We start from the raw sequence: 17,621 nt of genomic DNA, 5'->3' as shown, positions 1-17,621 counted from the left end.
ATTTTCAGGTTATTTCTTAAAGCTGCGTCTTCCAAGCGCAGTGAGCTTGTTAGGATTAAGTACTAAGCAAAAGGGAAAAAAGCAGGCTATTTTAAGCAAATTACGTTATGAAATAGTAAAAAAGAGAACTCCGTAAGGAATTCTCTTTTTTATTGATGTAGTATAATATAATGAAATTAAACGAATCTTAAGGAGAAAATGAACATGGCTGATAAAAAAACTTTTTATATTACAACCCCAATCTACTATCCGTCTGGTCGTCTAACAATTGGTAATGCATACACAACAATTGCGGCTGATGTAATGGCACGCTACAAGCGTAGTCAGGGTTACGATACTTTCTTTTTAACTGGTACCGATGAACACGGCTTAAAAATTGAACAAAAAGCTGAAAAACAAGGTATTAAACCCCAAGAGTTTGTCGACAAGATGGTTAAAACATACAAAAAGTTATGGAAAAGCCTAGATATCTCATATGACAAATTTATTCGCACTACTGACGAAGAGCACGTTAAGGGTGTCCAAAAGATTTTTGAACAGCTTTTAAAGCAAGGCGATATTTATCTTGGTGAATACACTGGCTGGTATTCAGTTGAAGATGAAGAATACTTTACAGAATCGCAATTGGCCGAAGTCTATAAAGATGACACCGGCAATGTAATTGGTGGTAAGGCACCATCAGGCCATGAAGTGCAATTAGTTAAAGAGCCATCATATTTCTTCAAGATGAGCAAGTACGCTGATAGACTTTACCAGTATTATCAAGATCATCCTGATTTCATTTTGCCTCATTCACGTGAAAAGGAAATGGTTAATAACTTTATTAAACCAGGCCTTGAAGATCTTTCCGTCACGCGGACAACTGTTTCTTGGGGAATTCCTGTGCCAAGTGATCCTAAGCACGTGGTTTATGTTTGGATTGACGCGTTGTCCAACTATATTACTGCATTAGGGTATGGCTCTGATGACGATTCTTTATTTAAGAAATACTGGCCTGCTGATGTTCACCTTGTAGGTAAAGAGATTGTTCGCTTCCATACAATCTACTGGCCAATTATGTTGATGGCATTAGGATTGCCACTACCAAAGCACATTATTGGTCATGGTTGGGTATTGATGAAAGACGGTAAAATGTCCAAGTCTAAGGGCAATGCCGTTTACCCAGAATCAATCATTAACCGTTATGGTGTTGACGCTTTGCGCTACTACTTAATGCGCGCATTGCCATTTGGTGCAGATGGTATTTTTACTCCAGAAGATTTCGTTGAGAGAGTTAACTATGATTTAGCTAATGATTTAGGCAACTTATTAAACAGAACGGTATCTATGATCAATCAGTATCAAGACGGCAAGGTTGGCCCAATTGCATCAGAGCAAGATGAATTAGGTCAAGATCTAATTAAAGTTGCTAACAATGTAATCACTGATTATCTGAAGAAAATGGATACACTTCACTTCACTCAAGCCATTGAAGATATCTGGCAACTAGTTAGTCGCGCTAATAAATATATTGATGAAACGATGCCTTGGGCCTTGAATAAAGAAGGTAAAAAGGATGATTTAGCGCGTGTAATGACCAACCTGGCTGAAAGCTTGCGGATTATTGCGTTATTAATTGCGCCAATTATGACTAGAACACCAGTAGAAATGTTTAAGCAACTTGGTCTGGACTGGAATAATGAGGACCAAAAGAAGCTTCACTTTGGCGATTTTGACTGGAATGTCCAAGTTACAGAAAAGCCAGAACCAATTTATCCACGCTTAAAGCCTGAAGAAGAAATTAAGTATATTCAAGATGAAATGGCAAAGGCTAAGCCAAAAAAGCAAAGCCGGAGTGAAAAAGAACAAGGACCAGAAATCACGATTGATGATTTTGATAAAGTTAAGATCCAAGTTGGTAAAATTTTAGCAGTTGAGCCAGTTCAAGGTTCAAGCAAATTGCTGCAATTCCAATTGGATTTTGGTAATGGTGATGAGCGGCAAATTCTGAGCGGTATTCGGAAATATTACCCTAATGCAAGTGAATTATTAGGTAAAAAAGTTTTGGCTGTGACTAATTTAAAGCCACGCAAGATGTTAGGTCATCTGAGCCAAGGAATGCTGCTTTCAAGCGAAAAGAATGGTCAAGTCAAATTGGCACTAGTTGGCGATGAACATGAAATTGGGGCAGATTTAGCTTAATGGAATTAATTGATAACCATACGCATTTACAGGATGAGCCCTTTCGGGGAAAAGAAGAGTTTTACCTTGATCGTGCGCAAAAGTTAGGTGTAACTAAACTAATTTGCGTTGGGCAAGATCCGGATTTTAATAAGCGTGCGATTGACCTCAGTCAGCGCTTTAGCCAAGTGTATGCAATGGTAGGGTACTGCCCCGATGTAGCTAAGGATTACAATCAAGAAGCTGAAGACCAATTAATTGAGCAGCTGCAAATACCTGGTGTTGTTGCAATGGGAGAAATCGGCCTTGATTATTATTGGGATGAATCTCCGCGCCAAAAGCAGCGTGAAGTGTTTGCCCGCCAGATTGAGGTTGCCCACGAATTGAAGAAGCCCGTGGATATCCATACAAGGGATGCGTTTGCTGATTGCTATGATATTTTAAAAAATAGCAATCTGGAATACGGTGCAGTTCTCCATAGCTTTAACGGCGATTCATCGTGGCTAGCAAAGTTTTTAGACTTAAATGTTTGTTTCTCATATTCGGGTGTTGTTTCGTTTACCAAGGCAACCGAGGTTCATGAGGCGGCCAAAAATACGCCGCTCGACCGTTTGCTAGTAGAAACCGATGCACCATTTCTAACGCCTAAGCCTTACCGTGGCCGTCAAAACGAGCCGGGTAATGTCTACTATGTAGCAAAAGCAATTGCGCAGCTTAAAAATATTTCGTTAGAAGAAGTTTCAGAAGCCACGTACACAAATACAATGAGGGTTTATGGTCTTAAATAAAAAACAATTTAATGCTGTTGTGGTCGTTGAGGGCAAAGATGATACGATTCGCTTAAACCAATTTTTTCCTGGGATCGAAACAATTGAAACCAACGGTTCAGATGTTCCGAAGGCGGTTTTAACAGAACTGAAGGAATTGGCTAAAAAGCGTGAAATTATTGTGCTAACTGACCCGGATCTCAACGGTGAACGAATTCGGCGGTTAGTGACAGAAGCTGTCCCTAATGCCAAGCAGGCGTTTATCACGCGCAAAGAAGGAGAACCGACTAAGCATGGTCGCGGTAGTTCATTGGGGGTAGAGCATGCTTCAAAACAAGCACTCGTGAAAGCCTTGCAGGACTTACATGAAAGCCAAGCTTTACCAAGTGACTTAACTAAAAGCGATTACCAAAGGCTGGGGCTGTCCAGTGGTGTAGATTCTCGCAAATTACGAGAGCAAGTCGGCATAAAATTGCGGGTTGGCTATGGCAATGCCAAGCAGTTTTATAAAAGGCTGCATACCTTTGGTGTGACACTTGCTGAGCTTGAGCAGGCAGTTAAGGAGGCAAAAAATGAATAACGAAATTCCAATTGGCTCGTTTGTCAGGACTCAAGCGATTATTAACCGTTATTTCGTCCATGCAAAGAAAAATCTTGGTCAAAACTTTCTGGTTGATTTAGATGCTATTCAGGGCATTGTTCAAGCGGCTGAAATAAAACCTGATGACCAAGTAATTGAAATTGGACCAGGCATTGGTTCGTTGACGGAACAATTATTGTTAGCAGGCGCGAAAGTTTTTGCTTATGAAGTGGACGAGAGCTTGCCTGAAATTTTGCATAATGAGTTACCAGCCAAAGTTAATGGTGCATTGTTGCAGGACCGTTTCAAACTGTTATTAAAAGATATTTTGAAAGCGGATTTTGCTAAGGATCTAAGTGGCTTTTTTGATATGAATAAACCAATCAAAGTAGTCGCAAATTTACCGTACTATATAACAACTCCAATTATTTTCTTTTTAAATCAATCAGACTTAAACTTCACTAGTTTAACCTTAATGATGCAGCAGGAAGTAGCCGAGCGTCTTGGCGCTCAGCCTAATAGCAAGGAGTACGGACCACTAACAATTGCTGTTCAAACGCAGATGAGTGTTCGGAATGCTTTAACTGTTAAAAGCAGTTCCTTTATTCCACGTCCGAAGGTTGATTCCTGCGTTGTAGTGCTTAAGCCTTTAGCAGATAAGCCAGATGTTGGCGATGTTAAACACTTTAATTGGGTAGTAAAAATGTGTTTTGCTCAAAGACGAAAAACTTTAAACAATAACTTGAAAAATTTGGTATCTGATGGTGACGAACGTGCCCGAATTATTGCCGCTATCGGAGTAGAGCCGCGCATCAGGCCCGAACAATTACAAATTGCCCAATTTATTCAATTGGCAAAGGAAATCCCGGCTGCTGATTGATGAAAGCGACCTTGGGCTGCTCTTAAAAAGAATTGAAAAAATAATAATATTGTGGTAAAATAAGCTCCTAAAGGAGTTGTTATCAGTGCCAACATCTATTACTACCATAAAGCAGAAATTAGATTCACATTTAGGAGATTCTTTAACTGTTGTTGCAAGAGCAGGACGTAAGAAGGTTACCAAGAGACGCGGTGTATTAAAGGAAACATTTCCAGCAGTTTTTGTAGTCGATTTAGACCAAGATCAAAATAACTTTGAACATGTTTCTTACAGTTACACGGATTTGTTAACCAAAAATATTACATTAAAATTTGATGATTCAGCTGAATAAATCAAGTTAGGATGAAAAAATAATTTTTTGGCATTAACATTGAAAAATGTTAGTGTCTTTTTTTGTGGTTCAGTGTATAGTAGAAACATGTAAAAAACAAACATTGGGGAGGAGATTTTATGAAACGTTCAGAGCGATTAGTTGACATGACTAAATATTTAATGGAGCGACCACACGACTTAATTCCATTACCGTTTTTTGCCAAACGTTATGGTGCCGCTAAATCATCCATTTCTGAAGACTTGGCAATTTTAAAGCATACTTTAGCTGATAACCAGGATGGAATCTTAGAAACTGTAGCAGGTGCTGCTGGTGGTGTCCGCTATGTTCCATTTTGGGGTAAAAAGCATGCGCAACATTACCTGCAGGATTTGGCAACGCGAATTGAGGATCCAGAACGTATTTTAGCTGGAGGCTTTGTTTATCTTTCTGATATTCTGGGCAATCCCCAAGACCTTGAAAAAATTGGCAAGCTGATTGCAACGCGTTACGCTTATGCCGATATAGATGTGGTGATGACAATTGAAACTAAAGGGATTTCACTTGCTCAGGCTGTCGCTCGTTATTTGAACGTTCCGTTTATTATCGCGCGTAAACGCTCGAAGGTGACAGAAGGAGCCACCGTTTCGGTTAATTATATTTCTTCTTCTCTTGATCGCGTGTCTAAAATGGAGTTGCCAACAAGGGTTTTGAAAGAAAACTCAAATGTTTTATTAGTCGATGACTTTATGATGGCTGGTGGTACGCTAACTGGAATGCAGCAACTAGTTAGAGAATTTAACAGTAATATTGCTGGTGTTTGTGTACTATGTGAAGCCGATTTTGAAGATGAAAAACTAATAGAGGGACATCTTTCTTTAGTTAAAATAAAGCGAGTTGACGGTAAAAAGAAAGTAATCCTGGCCGAACCGGGCACGCTTATAGCACATACGGACTTTAACCGCTTTTAGGATAAATGTTATACTAAAAAATAAAGAATTAATCTGAGAATAAAAGAGGCTAAAAGTAATGAAAAAGTTTGTAGTTGTTCTTGCAGCTGGTAAAGGTACAAGGATGAAGTCCCGCCTTTACAAAGTCTTGCACCAAGTATGTGGTAAATCAATGGTTGAACACGTTGTTCAAGCAGCCCAAGCGATTAAGCCTGACAAAATTGTGACGGTCGTTGGTAATGGTGCTCAGGAAGTTGAAAAAGTGCTTGCTGGCAAATCCGAATTCGCCTTACAGAAAAAGCAGTTGGGTACTGGTGACGCCGTTTTAACTGCCGAAAAAGAACTGGCTGATAAAGATGGTGCTACTCTGGTAATTACGGGAGATACCCCGCTTTTTACCAGTGAAACCTTCCAAAAATTATTTGATTACCATCAGAACAAGGGTAATGCAGCTACAGTTTTAACAGCTCAGGCTCCTGATCCTTATGGCTATGGACGAATTATCCGTGATGACCAAGATAACGTGCTGCGAATTGTTGAGCAAAAAGATGGTAGCCCCGAAGATTTAAAAATCAAGGAGATTAACACTGGCGTTTTTTGCTTTGACAATAAACTACTTTTTGATGCATTAAAGCATGTCAATAATCAGAATGCTCAGGGTGAATACTACCTGACTGATGTCTTGGAAATCTTGCGTAATGCCGGCCAAAGAATTGGTGCATACAGAATGCGTGACTTTAGTGAAAGTATTGGTGTCAACGATCGGATTGCGCTGGCTCAAGCTACTAAAATTATGCAAAAGCGGATTAATCAAATGCACATGGAAAACGGTGTAACGTTTATTGATCCGGATACTGCTTATATTGATGCAGATGTTAAAATCGCTTGTGATACTGTCATTGAAGGTAATGTGGTTATCAAGGGCAATTCAGAAATTGGCAGTGACTGTCTAATTACTTCTGGTTCAAGAATCATTGATTCTAAGATTGGCGATCATGTTACTGTAACTTCATCAACGATTGAGAATTCGGAAATGGCTGCTCATACTGATATCGGACCAAATTCTCATTTACGACCAAATTCACTTATTTGCAAGGGAGCACACATTGGCAACTTTGTGGAAATTAAAAATGCTGAAATTGGTGAAAACTCGAAGGTCGGTCATTTAACATATGTTGGCGACGCAACTTTAGGTAAAGACATTAATGTTGGCTGCGGTACGATTTTTGCCAATTACGATGGTGTTAAAAAGGACCATATTAATGTTGGTGACCGAGCATTTATCGGCTCAGGCTCAACTTTGATTGCACCAGTAAATATTGCTGATCACGCTTTTGTAGCTGCGGATTCAACGATTACTAAGGATGTTAACAAGTATGACATGGCGATTGCTCGCGGTCGTCAAGTTAACAAAGCAGATTATTGGCACAAATTACCGTTGGCCGATGATCCAAATTGGAAATAACTATAATAGTTAAAGCTTTAGCAAAATTGCTAAAGCTTTTTTAGTTTTTTAAAATTTCTAAGAAAGTGCTATCATGAATAAAAAGGGAGTGAAAAAATGTTTAAATGGATCTTAAAACAACCTGACTCACAGAAAATTGTGCCACCTGAAAAGGTTGCAAGTACGTATAAGTGGCGGCAATTTGGCGTGCTGCTCGCAACTTGTATTGGCTACATTGGTTATTACATTATTCGTTTAGTATTTACAACCGAGCAAAATGATATTATGAAGGCCTATCATTTTTCCACGGCTAACATTGGCTTGATTTTATCCTGCTTTGGCATTGGCTACGGTGTGGCTAAGTTATTCATGGGCGTTTTTGCTGATAAATGCGATTCCAACCGCTACCTGATGGCAGGCCTGTTTTTGTCGGCAGTATTAAATATTTTCTTGGGCTCAACCAAAAACTTATATTTAATGATGCTCTTAATGTTTTTAATGGCCGTAACCCAAGGAATGGGCGCAGCGGCTTGTCAAAAAATGATTCAGCTTTGGTGGGGACCAAGAATGCGGGGCACAATGTATTCGATCTGGTCTTCTGCCCACAATGCCGGTTCATTTATCTGCGTTGCCATAGTACAACTGGCGGTCTTTCTTTTTTCTGGCTCGATTCCCGCAGTTTTCTACACCGCCTCGGTTATTTCATTCATAATTTGCATCTTGATCTTGCTATTAGGAGCTGATCGGCCAAAGGTAGTGGGTTTGCCAGATATTTCAACTTATACCGGTGACAAAGTCATCCTTGATAATGGCCAAGTTTCTACCTCCGATCAAACAGATTTAAGCATCACGCAAATTTTTATTAAATACATTCTGAAAAATAAGCTTGTTTGGGCGGTAACCTTAACATCAATGTCTTTATACCTTGTACGCTATGGTATTCAAAGCTGGATTCCTTCTTATTTAGTTCAAAATAAGGGCTTTGATCCAGCAGCAGCCAAATGGGTAATTGGTATTTTTGAATTGGCTTCTGTGCCTGGCGTGATTATCATTGGTGCAATTTCTGATGCCTTAAAGGGTCGGCGGGCCACAGTTTCAATTGTCTGTGTAATTGGAATGCTGCTTTGTTTAACCTGCTACTTCTTCAGTAACAATCACACTGTAATTATCATTGCCCTAATTATTATGGGTAACTTGATTTATGCCCCGCTGACGCTTGTTGGCTTAATGATCAATGAAGTTGTGCCAAAGTTTGCCGTTGGTGCTTCGACGGGATTCATGGGCTTTTTCCAGTACATTTTTGGCGAGACATTGGCGACAGCATTAATTGGTATTTTAGTTGATCATTTTGGCTGGATTGCCAGCAATACCGTGCTTTACGGTGCATCAATAGTAGCAGTCCTGTTTTTGCTTTATACTGCAATTAGTGAGCGGCAAATGCGTAAAAAAGCTGCTGAATAGTTTGTTCTTTTAGCAAAGTAAAGTATAATTATTACAAAAATTGGCGCAATAACTTTTGTTTTTAGTATTTAATTAAGAGTATTAAGAAAAGTTAAGTTATTACCAACTTGATTTATAAAATCTCTTTTTTAGTATACAATTACTGTATTGAGATTGTTTTTTAAAACGAGGTAGATAAATAGATGAAACTAAGTCATAAGTTAATGATGGTATCGACTGCTGCACTGATTGGTGTTAGTCCAGTAATAAGTACTAGTCAAGCTGTAACTGTACAAGCTGCCAAAAAGGCAACGGCTAAGAAGAAAACTTCGAAAAAAGGCACAATTAAGTTAAGTCGTAATGCATATGTTTATGACAAGGATGGAAAGCGCCTGAAGACTTACATGGGCAGTGCCAAGAATACTAAGATTGTTAAGGGCATTACCTTGAATTACCGTTCAAAGGTTACAATTTCTGGCAAGGACTACTATGACATTGGTAATGGTGCTTTTGTAAAAGCTGCTAACGTTGGCTATGTTGACGGCAAGAAAGTTGGTAAAACAACTCCAGCAGCAAATACAGCTGTAACAGGCAAGATTAAGCACAATGCTTATATCTATGATGCTAAGGGTAAGACCAATAAAAAGAAGATCAAGAAGGGTCAAACCGTAAGCTTTGACCAATCAATTCATATTGGCAAAAAGCTGTACTACAGAATTAGTGGTCAAGATAATCAATTTATCAAGGCAGCTAATGTTGGCAAGCTTTCTGGTAAGTTAAAGCCTGCTGATACTGATAACACACCAAGTGACAATCAAAATGACCCAACTGTTATTACTTTGAGCCACAATGCCTACATCTATGATGGTGAAGGCCATTCAACTAAGAAATTGCTTAGAACTGGTCAACAAATTCAAGTTGATAAGTTACAATACATCGGAAGTAAATTATACTACCGGATTAGCGACAGCAATTATCCTGGTACTGATCAATGGGTTAAGAAGAATAATGTAGGTGTAATTACCGGTAAGCAATTAAAACCAGCAAATTCTAAGCCAGAACAAGATCCTAACTCTACTCTTGTAACTCTTGCTCGTGATGCTAATGTTTACAACGATAAAGGTGTTCTTCAAACTACCAAGACGTTTGCTAAGGGTCACACTGCTCGGGTAAGCGAACTACGTTATATTTGGGTTGAAGCCGAAAATAAGGCTGTCTTATTCTACAAGCTGCAAAGCGATAAGAATGGCTTCATTAAAGAAGACGATGTCAGCACAATCAGTGGTCAAAAACTGACTCCAGTTAATACACCGGAATCAGCTAAAAACGCCACTGTAAATGCTGCTGCCTCCGATAAAAAGGCTTTGCAAGATCTTTTAAACCAAGATGCAACGGTTAAGGCAAGTGACGCTTACAAGCTTTCAGCTAAGTCACTTCGCGATGCTTACGATGCTGCAATTACCACTGGTAACCAAATTAATTCAGCTGGTTCAACTATTGCACAAGTTAATGATGCAGTAAGTAAAATTAATACTGCAAAAGCAGCTCTTAACGGTAAAAAAGTTGTAGTTGCTGATTTAAAGAACTTAACTAGTACTGAAGCTGACCAAATTGTGCAATTAATTGCAACTGTTAATGGGGTAGACAAGAGTGCTATTCAGTTTAGTAACAACAACACAGTTTTAACAATTACTAGTGCAAATGGTTTCCAACAAGTTTTGAACATTTCTGATTACGCAACTACTAACAAGTAGTCACGTAAAAAATAGAAGGCGACGCCGAATAGGTGCCGCCTTTTTTTCTAAGGTAAATTGCAGTAGTAAATAAAAAAGGATATGCACTATGACTAAAGAGCAGATTGTGAATGCAAAGGAGCAAATTATCAGAGATTATTTTGATTCCTGGGTTAAGAAAGATTTTTCCAAGCTTGATCAATGGTTTGAACAAGACATGTTCTACCGTGAGTGTTACGGAGCTACTTACCAAGGTCTAGCTGAACTTAAAGCATATATTAAAGTGGCGGCCCAGAAACAGACGGTCTTAAAGTGGACAATTTTTAAGATCGAACAAACCACCTCGGGTCAATTTGTTGTTACGTGGTTTTTCCAAGCAAGAGAGGAAAAGGAATACTGTTTTGATGGTGTGTCCCTGATCGATTTTTCTGGACTAAAGATCAAAAGGGTAGTGGAATATTCAACTGAACACAAAACTTATCGACCTTATCAAAATAAATAAGATTAAGCATCCCTAAAATAAATTCGATTATGGAAAAGGGATGTTTTTTGCTATACAAACGTTGAAAAACTTTCTTTGTAATTTAATTTATGGTGTTTTTTTAATTTTTTTGGTATATACCATTATTAATGATAATCAATAAATACACCGTGATTAAGAGCTTACTTTGGTGTATACCAATGCCGCCAGCGCTACAGCCACGCGGATTTCTGCTCCAAAATACTAAAGCGTTTCCAAATTATGTGTTATAATTCAGTTGGAGTAGAAATATAGTAAGGAGAATTATTATGAATGCTTTAATAAATTGGTTAAATAAGCATGTCGTCCCAGTCGCAGCCAAGATTGGGTCAATTCGCTGGCTTGTAGCTTTGCGTGACGCGTTTATTTCACTTATGCCACTGATTATGGCTGGTGCTGTTGCAAATGTGCTTAATGCCATCTTCAGAGATGTACCTACAAACTTAGGTTGGACTGGTATAGTCAACTCAATGCAATGGTTGATTAATATTAATGCAGTAGTTTGGACAGGAACAACTGCTATTTTAGGTGTATTGTTTGCATTTACATTTGGATATCAAATGTGCCGGCAATATGATGTAGAACCAATTGCCGGTGGGTTAGTCACCTTAGGTACCTTTATCATGGGATTGCCTCAAAGTTTTTCTTTAGACTTAAAGAATGCTTTGTCAAAAATTGATATCAAGAGTTTAACTGATGCTGGTGCAGCTGTTGCTGGTAAAAATGTTAGCGCTTGGGGTTATTTCAATTTTGGCAAGTACTTTGGTTCATATGGCTTCTTTACCGTTATGATTATGGGAGCTATTTCAGTTTCAATTTATATTTGGTTAGTAAAGAAACACATCACCATTAAGATGCCAGAAAGTGTCCCACCTGCAGTTTCAAATGCCTTCACAGGGATTATTCCTGCAACTGCAGGTTTATATGTTGTTGGTATTATTTACTATTTGTTTACTTTAAATAACACGACTGTTATTGACTTTATTGCCAAAACAATTCAAGAGCCGCTGATGAAAATGGGACAGGGATATGGATCAGTCATACTGATTACGTTCTTAGTTCAATTGTTCTGGTTCTTTGGTATTCATGGTACGAATGTAATGGCACCAATCACAGAAAGTATTTGGACGACTGCATTGCTTGCTAATCAAAGTGCATATAAAATGCAGAAACCATTGCCTTATATGTGGACTAGAACAGATTTTGATTTATATGTTTGGATCGGTGGTGCTGGTTCAACATTGCTTCTTATTTTAGCTGTTTTAGCTTTTTCTAAGCGTGAAGATGAGCGAGCTGTTGCTAAAGTTTCACTTGTTCCTGGCATTTTTAACATTAATGAACCTGTGATGTTTGGTATGCCAATTGTTTTAAATCCAATATATATTATTCCATTTGTCATTGCTCCATTAGTTATGGCTTCAATTGCTTATGGTGCTTTGAGCCTTGGCTTAGTAAATAGAGTATATACTCAGATAACTTGGGCAATGCCACCATTTTTGAACTCTATTCTTGGTACTATGGATTGGCGTGCAGCTATTCTACAATTGATTAATATGGTAGTTGGCTTCTTAATCTACGTCCCATTCGTCATTGCTTCAAACAATGTCGATCCAAGTAAAGTTAATAAAGCCTAAGGAGTAAAATATGAAACAGTTAGGTATATCACTTTATCCTGAGCAGAGCACATTTGAACAGGATAAGAAATATATGGATTTAGCTTACAAATATGGTTATCGCAGAATTTTCACCTCACTTCTGCAGTTAAAGAGTGCTGATGGCGAAGACCTGCTTGCTAAATTAAAGCAAGATATTGCTTATGCTAATAAGTTAGGCTTTACGACCGTAGTTGATATCAACCCAGGATTATTTAAGGAATTAAAGATTGATTACAACAACTTGGTTTTCTTCCATGATTTAGGCGTCTGGGGTCTTCGGTTAGATGAGGGCTTCAGCGGAATGGAAGAAGCGGCAATGACGCATAATCCATATGGTCTGAAAATTGAACTAAATATGAGTCGTGGTACAAATTACCTTGACAGTATTATGTCCTATGACCCAGAGCTTGATAACCTAATTGGTTGTCACAACTTCTATCCTCAGGAATATACGGGACTGAGCGAAGATATTTTTATGGATTATTCGTTTAAGTACCGTGAATACGGGTTGCATACCGCTGCGTTCATTTCTTCTAAAAATGCTAAGTTTGGTCCATGGCCTGTTCATGAAGGCTTGCCAACAATGGAAAGTGACCGTTTGCGCAATATTGCTAGTCAAGTTACACATTTACGCTTAAGTAAAATGATTGACGATATTATTATCGGTAATGCTTTTGCTAGTGAAGAAGAATTGGCAGCAGCTTCCAAGGCTTTTAATAGTCCATTTCCAGTTTTAGGAATAGAATTTGAAAGCGATGTTTTGCCAATTGAACGCACAATTTGCTTGAAAGAACCGCACTTGTACCGCGGAGATGCATCGGAATTTTTATTGCGAGATACTAAACCACGTGTTGTTTATGCCAAGGAAGATATTCCTGTCCATAACAATCAAAAGACTACTTTTGAATGTGGGGACATCGTTGTTGTTAACGAGCAATACCCACGTTATAAAGGTGAATTACAAATTGTCTTAACCCCATTTGAAAATGATGGTAGACGAAACTTAGTCGGACACCTAAGAGCAGATGATTTAGACCTGCTCGATTTGGTAGAACCTTGGAGTACTTTTAACCTTCAAGAGAACTAATATACAAATTAAATATGGATAAATGAAGAGTCGTGAAAAAAATCACGACTTTTTGTTTTATAATCAATTAGTGAACTAAAATAGTATAATATTATTTGTAAGTGTTTTCACTTTAATAATAGAAATGGGAGAGCAAAAAGACATGTTGGGCTTTTCAATATATCTTAATCATGATTTAACGGCTGAAGACTATAATTATCTACTTGCAATGCGCAATGCTGGCTTAACCACAGTTTTTACATCCTTAAATATTCCGGAAGATGATCCCGCGCAAGTTTTAAAACGTCTGCATGAACTGACTAAATGGTGTCAGAACTTGGAAACAGCAATTATTGCCGATGTTTCGCGAGAAGGCTTAGAACGATTAGGAGTAGCAATTAACGACGTGGCACAGCTTAGTCAGCTGAATTTATCGGGATTGCGCATCGACGCTGGTGTGAATGTTAATACAATCGCAAGGCTATCAAAAGAAATGCCGATTGCCTTGAATGCAAGTACAATAAGCGAAGATGAACTAGCTGCTTTGCGCGTTCACGGTGCTAATTTTGATCATTTGCAGGCATGGCACAATTTTTATCCACGACCTGAGACTGGGCTTGCTAGCTCATGGCTTAAAGAAAAGAATGAATGGTTGCACCAAGCAAATCTGAAGACCGTTGCTTTTGTTGCCGGGGATAGTTGTCGGCGCGGACCTATTCATGCAGGTTTGCCAACTTTAGAAAAGCACCGCAATGAAAATCCATTGGCAGCAACGCTGGAATTGCAAAATTTAGGCTGTGATCATGTGTTTATTGGGGATGCCGCTTTAAAGGCGACCACAATTGCTAGTTTCACTAATTATACAAAGAAAAATGCCCTCACTTTGCACTTGGATCGGGAAGTGCCTGAATTATTGACGAATGAATGGCATAATCGTCCTGATGCTGCCCGCGATGTTGTGCGCTTAGTGGAAGGTAGAAAAAGGCAGTTATTTGACGTGAACGCGCAAGTAAGTCCTAAAACGCGTCCTAAGGGAAGTCTGACATGTGATAATGAACGTTACTTACGCTATCAAGGTGAATTGCAAATAACCAAGTGTGACCTGCCAGCTGATGAGCGCGTTAATGTGATTGCTAATGTCGTTTCGGCTGATTTGGCTTTACTTGACCAAGTTGAAGCAGGACAAGAGCTGATTTTTACGACTGCAAAATAAAATTCTAAAAAAATAGAAATTATAATTCGTTCAAAAGGCTGTCATAGAGCAATTATTACCAATTTATTACAATTTTTCTTAATTGTAATAATGATTATATTGAAAGCTGGCGTTATCGCGTTATAATGAAAACAGATTCAGAGAAAAGTTGCTGAATCGATGAACTTTAAGTTTGTGTATGCATATATAGTATACACAAAAGTTTTAGATCTTATTTATTTTTCATCAAGCGAGAGGTTAACTATGTCAGCCGATAATTTATTGTTAGTTGTTGATGTTCAAGAGCAATCAAAGCCATTCTGGGGAGGAAAAGCCGGACAAACAAGAAGGATTAATCAAATTAATCGTATTATTAAAACCTTTGAAAAAAGTAATGAACCTATTTTTTACATTAAACAGGAAAATCATGGTAGCTTGTCTCCTCAATTGGAAGTAGCAGATTCAGCCCCTGTTTATACTAAAAAATTTGCGAGTGCCTTTACTCAATCAAACCTTGTTCAGCGAATTCACGAAATGAGACCAAAGAATATCTTTGTGGTTGGATTAATGAGTCAAACTTGTTTGAAGGCAACTGTTCAGAGTGCATTGGACAAAAAGTACTCGATCACGCTAATTTCATATAACCACGATTCAGTTGTAAAGCCAATCCGTGAGCATTATAACCACTTGTTAACTAAGCTTGGTGCACATCGGCTGACGACTGACGAATTTTTATTAGTTAAATAGTAAAGTTAATAAAACTGCAGGAACGTTTAAGTGCGTTAGCTGCAGTTTTTTACGTTATGGCAATAATATAAGTAATTTTGATATATTGGTATAGCCCTAAAATTAAAAGAAATAAAAGTCAACATCAATTGATTGAACGGTAACAATTGAAAATTGGTCTATTTAATAATATACTTAGCTTGTATTTTAAATAGGAGGGGAAAAATGAGCTCAGACAAATATGATGAAATGGGTAGGCAGATTTACGAGCAGATTGGCGGAATCGCTAACGTTAAATCGCTTTACCATTGTATGACTAGAATCAGAATAGCACTTAAAGATCCAGATCGAGTCGATCTTGAAAAGCTTAAGCAAGTGCCTGGAGTTATCGGCGTTGTTGCTGGGGAGACACTAGAGATAGTTGTTGGTCCAGGTGTTAATACCAAGGTAGCACAGTCGATGGTTAAGGCTGCTGGTGTTCAAGAAAATGATCCTTTTCCGGAGAATCTTGAGCAAAACTCGACTAGTTCATATGACGAAAATAAAACAGCGGTTATGCAAAAGGCTGCTAGCGTTCACACCGCCCAAAAGGCTAGTTTAAAAAATACTTGGTGGCGCAGTGCATTGGAGCATATTTCAGCTATTTTTGTTCCACTAATTCCAGCATTTGTTGGTGCGGGACTGATTTCTGGTGTAGCTGGAATCTTACGTAATATGATGACAGCCAAGATGCTTCCGCTTAGTTGGAACCTAGGGGTTACTGTTCTAGGCGTTATTGCCAATGGGCTTTTTATTTACCTGAATATTTACGTCGGTATTAATGCAGCCAAAGAATTTGGTGCCACTCCTGGACTAGGTGGAATTATTGGCGGGATTGTTTATTTGCCCGGAGTAGTTGCACCAATGACCATTCCCAATATTTTTGACAAGTTGCCTCTTGCAGCGGGTCAAGGCGGGATCATTGGCGTCTTACTTAGCGTCTGGCTCATGTCCTATGTTGAAAATTTTTTCCATGATCACATGGGAGAATCACTAGATTTAATTTTTACACCATTTTTAACTTTATTAATTATGGGATTAGTCACCATTTTTCTAATTATGCCGTTTGCAGGTTGGGTATCAAATTCACTAGTAGGTGGCATAAATTGGATCTTGCATGTTGGTGGCCCAGTTGCTGGTTTTATCTTAGGTACCGCCTTTTTACCAATGGTTCTGTTTGGGTTACACCAGATTCTGACGCCAATTCACTTGCAAATGATTCAAAAAATGGGCTATACACCGCTTTTGCCAATTTTAGCAATGGCTGGAGCTGGCCAAGTTGGTACGGCGATTGCATTGTGGGTCAAATGCCGGAAAAATAAAGAACTCACTAAACTAATTAAGGGTGCCTTGCCAGTCGGCATTTTGGGTGTTGGCGAACCGCTTATTTACGGTGTTTCGCTACCACTCGGTCGGCCATTTATAACTGCTTGCCTTGGCGGCGGAATTGGTGGTGCCGTTCTGGGAGCCTTTGGTAATGTCGGATCAATTGCTATTGGTACCTCAGGCATTGCGTTAATTCCGTTGATTGCTAATAACAAGGCGTTGATCTACTGTTTTGGCTTATTAGCAGCTTATCTTGGCGGTTTTGTTCTTACCTACCTTTGGGGTGTTCCCAAGAGTGCAATGGTAGCTAAAAATGAAGATGGCTCATTAGTAGCTGGTACTGCAGAGCCAGCAGAGTCTGCGACTGCAACAGAAATTACATTGGCCAGTCCCGTAAGCGGTCAGATTGAGAGCCTAACGGCAGTTCCAGATGATGTTTTTTCTAAAAAAATGCTTGGAGACGGCTTCGCTGTTATTCCTAATGAGGGCACCATTATTGCGCCTGTTGATGGTCGGATATTAACAATTATGGATACCAAGCATGCAATTACGATGGAGTCAGCAACCGGCCCATTAGAATTAGTGCTACATTTTGGCATAGACACGGTTGAATTAAAGGGTGCACCATTTTCAATTGAGGTTGCCAGCGGTCAACACGTTAAACGCGGAGACATTATTGCAAAAGTTGATCTTGCTGCTCTTAAAGCTGCAGGTAAGCCAACAGATGTAATGACAATCATTACTAATATGGAAGATGTTGCTCAAATTACGCCGCTTGCTGCTGGTCAAGTAGAAATTAACCAAGATGCTATAACAGTTAAAACCAAATAAAA

The 17,621-nt window shown here is 38.8% G+C and carries 15 protein-coding genes; all 15 read left to right on the top strand.

Going from position 1 to position 17,621, the window contains the following annotated elements; translation table 11 throughout:
- Positions 1-204: 204 nt before the first annotated feature.
- The 15 genes from metG (at position 205) to J3U54_RS01220 (ending at position 17,619) form a co-directional block, all read left to right on the top strand.
- Positions 205-2,181: a methionine--tRNA ligase gene (metG, locus tag J3U54_RS01290; protein WP_267384644.1), complete on the top strand. Its 1,977-nt coding sequence runs from the start codon at positions 205-207 to the stop codon at positions 2,179-2,181.
- Positions 2,181-2,948, top strand: coding sequence for a TatD family hydrolase (locus tag J3U54_RS01285; RefSeq protein WP_267384643.1), 768 nt, complete (start codon positions 2,181-2,183; stop codon positions 2,946-2,948). Before metG ends, J3U54_RS01285 begins: the two co-directional genes overlap by 1 nt.
- A complete protein-coding gene (rnmV, locus tag J3U54_RS01280) occupies positions 2,935-3,507 on the top strand; it encodes a ribonuclease M5 (protein ID WP_267384642.1) in 573 nt (190 codons plus the stop codon). The genes J3U54_RS01285 and rnmV overlap by 14 nt, the downstream gene beginning before the upstream one ends.
- A complete protein-coding gene (rsmA, locus tag J3U54_RS01275; protein ID WP_267384641.1) occupies positions 3,500-4,387 on the top strand; it encodes a 16S rRNA (adenine(1518)-N(6)/adenine(1519)-N(6))-dimethyltransferase RsmA in 888 nt (295 codons plus the stop codon). Before rnmV ends, rsmA begins: the two co-directional genes overlap by 8 nt.
- Positions 4,388-4,472: 85 nt before the next feature.
- The gene (locus J3U54_RS01270; RefSeq protein ID WP_103752268.1) at positions 4,473-4,718 is read left to right on the top strand and encodes a Veg family protein; all 246 of its coding nucleotides are present in this window, start codon (positions 4,473-4,475) and stop codon (positions 4,716-4,718) included.
- Between the two features lie 119 nt (positions 4,719-4,837).
- On the top strand, positions 4,838-5,668 hold the full coding sequence (gene purR / locus J3U54_RS01265) for a pur operon repressor (protein WP_103752269.1): 831 nt from the start codon (positions 4,838-4,840) through the stop codon (positions 5,666-5,668).
- Between the two features lie 58 nt (positions 5,669-5,726).
- Positions 5,727-7,112 (top strand): bifunctional UDP-N-acetylglucosamine diphosphorylase/glucosamine-1-phosphate N-acetyltransferase GlmU, encoded by a 1,386-nt coding sequence (glmU, locus tag J3U54_RS01260; protein ID WP_103752270.1) that lies wholly within the window; start codon positions 5,727-5,729, stop codon positions 7,110-7,112.
- 96 nt (positions 7,113-7,208) lie between these two features.
- Positions 7,209-8,552, top strand: a complete 1,344-nt coding sequence (locus J3U54_RS01255; RefSeq protein ID WP_267384640.1) for an MFS transporter — start codon at positions 7,209-7,211, stop codon at positions 8,550-8,552.
- A gap of 182 nt (positions 8,553-8,734) precedes the next feature.
- Complete coding sequence (locus J3U54_RS01250) at positions 8,735-10,285, top strand: SLAP domain-containing protein (RefSeq protein ID WP_103752272.1); 1,551 nt, start codon at positions 8,735-8,737, stop codon at positions 10,283-10,285.
- 88 nt (positions 10,286-10,373) lie between these two features.
- Positions 10,374-10,766: a nuclear transport factor 2 family protein gene (locus J3U54_RS01245; RefSeq protein ID WP_103752273.1), complete on the top strand. Its 393-nt coding sequence runs from the start codon at positions 10,374-10,376 to the stop codon at positions 10,764-10,766.
- 287 nt (positions 10,767-11,053) lie between these two features.
- A complete protein-coding gene (locus J3U54_RS01240) occupies positions 11,054-12,418 on the top strand; it encodes a PTS sugar transporter subunit IIC (protein ID WP_103752274.1) in 1,365 nt (454 codons plus the stop codon).
- A 10-nt stretch (positions 12,419-12,428) separates the two neighbouring features.
- On the top strand, positions 12,429-13,526 hold the full coding sequence (locus tag J3U54_RS01235; RefSeq protein WP_267384639.1) for a DUF871 domain-containing protein: 1,098 nt from the start codon (positions 12,429-12,431) through the stop codon (positions 13,524-13,526).
- Between the two features lie 142 nt (positions 13,527-13,668).
- On the top strand, positions 13,669-14,718 hold the full coding sequence (locus tag J3U54_RS01230) for a DUF871 domain-containing protein (RefSeq protein WP_267384638.1): 1,050 nt from the start codon (positions 13,669-13,671) through the stop codon (positions 14,716-14,718).
- 243 nt (positions 14,719-14,961) lie between these two features.
- Positions 14,962-15,444, top strand: a complete 483-nt coding sequence (locus J3U54_RS01225) for an isochorismatase family cysteine hydrolase (RefSeq protein WP_267384637.1) — start codon at positions 14,962-14,964, stop codon at positions 15,442-15,444.
- Between the two features lie 204 nt (positions 15,445-15,648).
- Positions 15,649-17,619, top strand: coding sequence for a glucose PTS transporter subunit IIA (locus J3U54_RS01220; protein WP_267384636.1), 1,971 nt, complete (start codon positions 15,649-15,651; stop codon positions 17,617-17,619).
- The last annotated feature ends 2 nt before the right edge of the window (positions 17,620-17,621 follow it).

It is taken from the genome of Lactobacillus sp. B4007 (assembly GCF_026535895.1).
Taxonomy (GTDB): Bacteria; Bacillota; Bacilli; order Lactobacillales; family Lactobacillaceae; genus Lactobacillus; species Lactobacillus panisapium.
The sequence above is the reverse complement of the archived record's forward strand: the minus strand, read 5'-3'. Positions and strand labels throughout refer to the sequence as shown.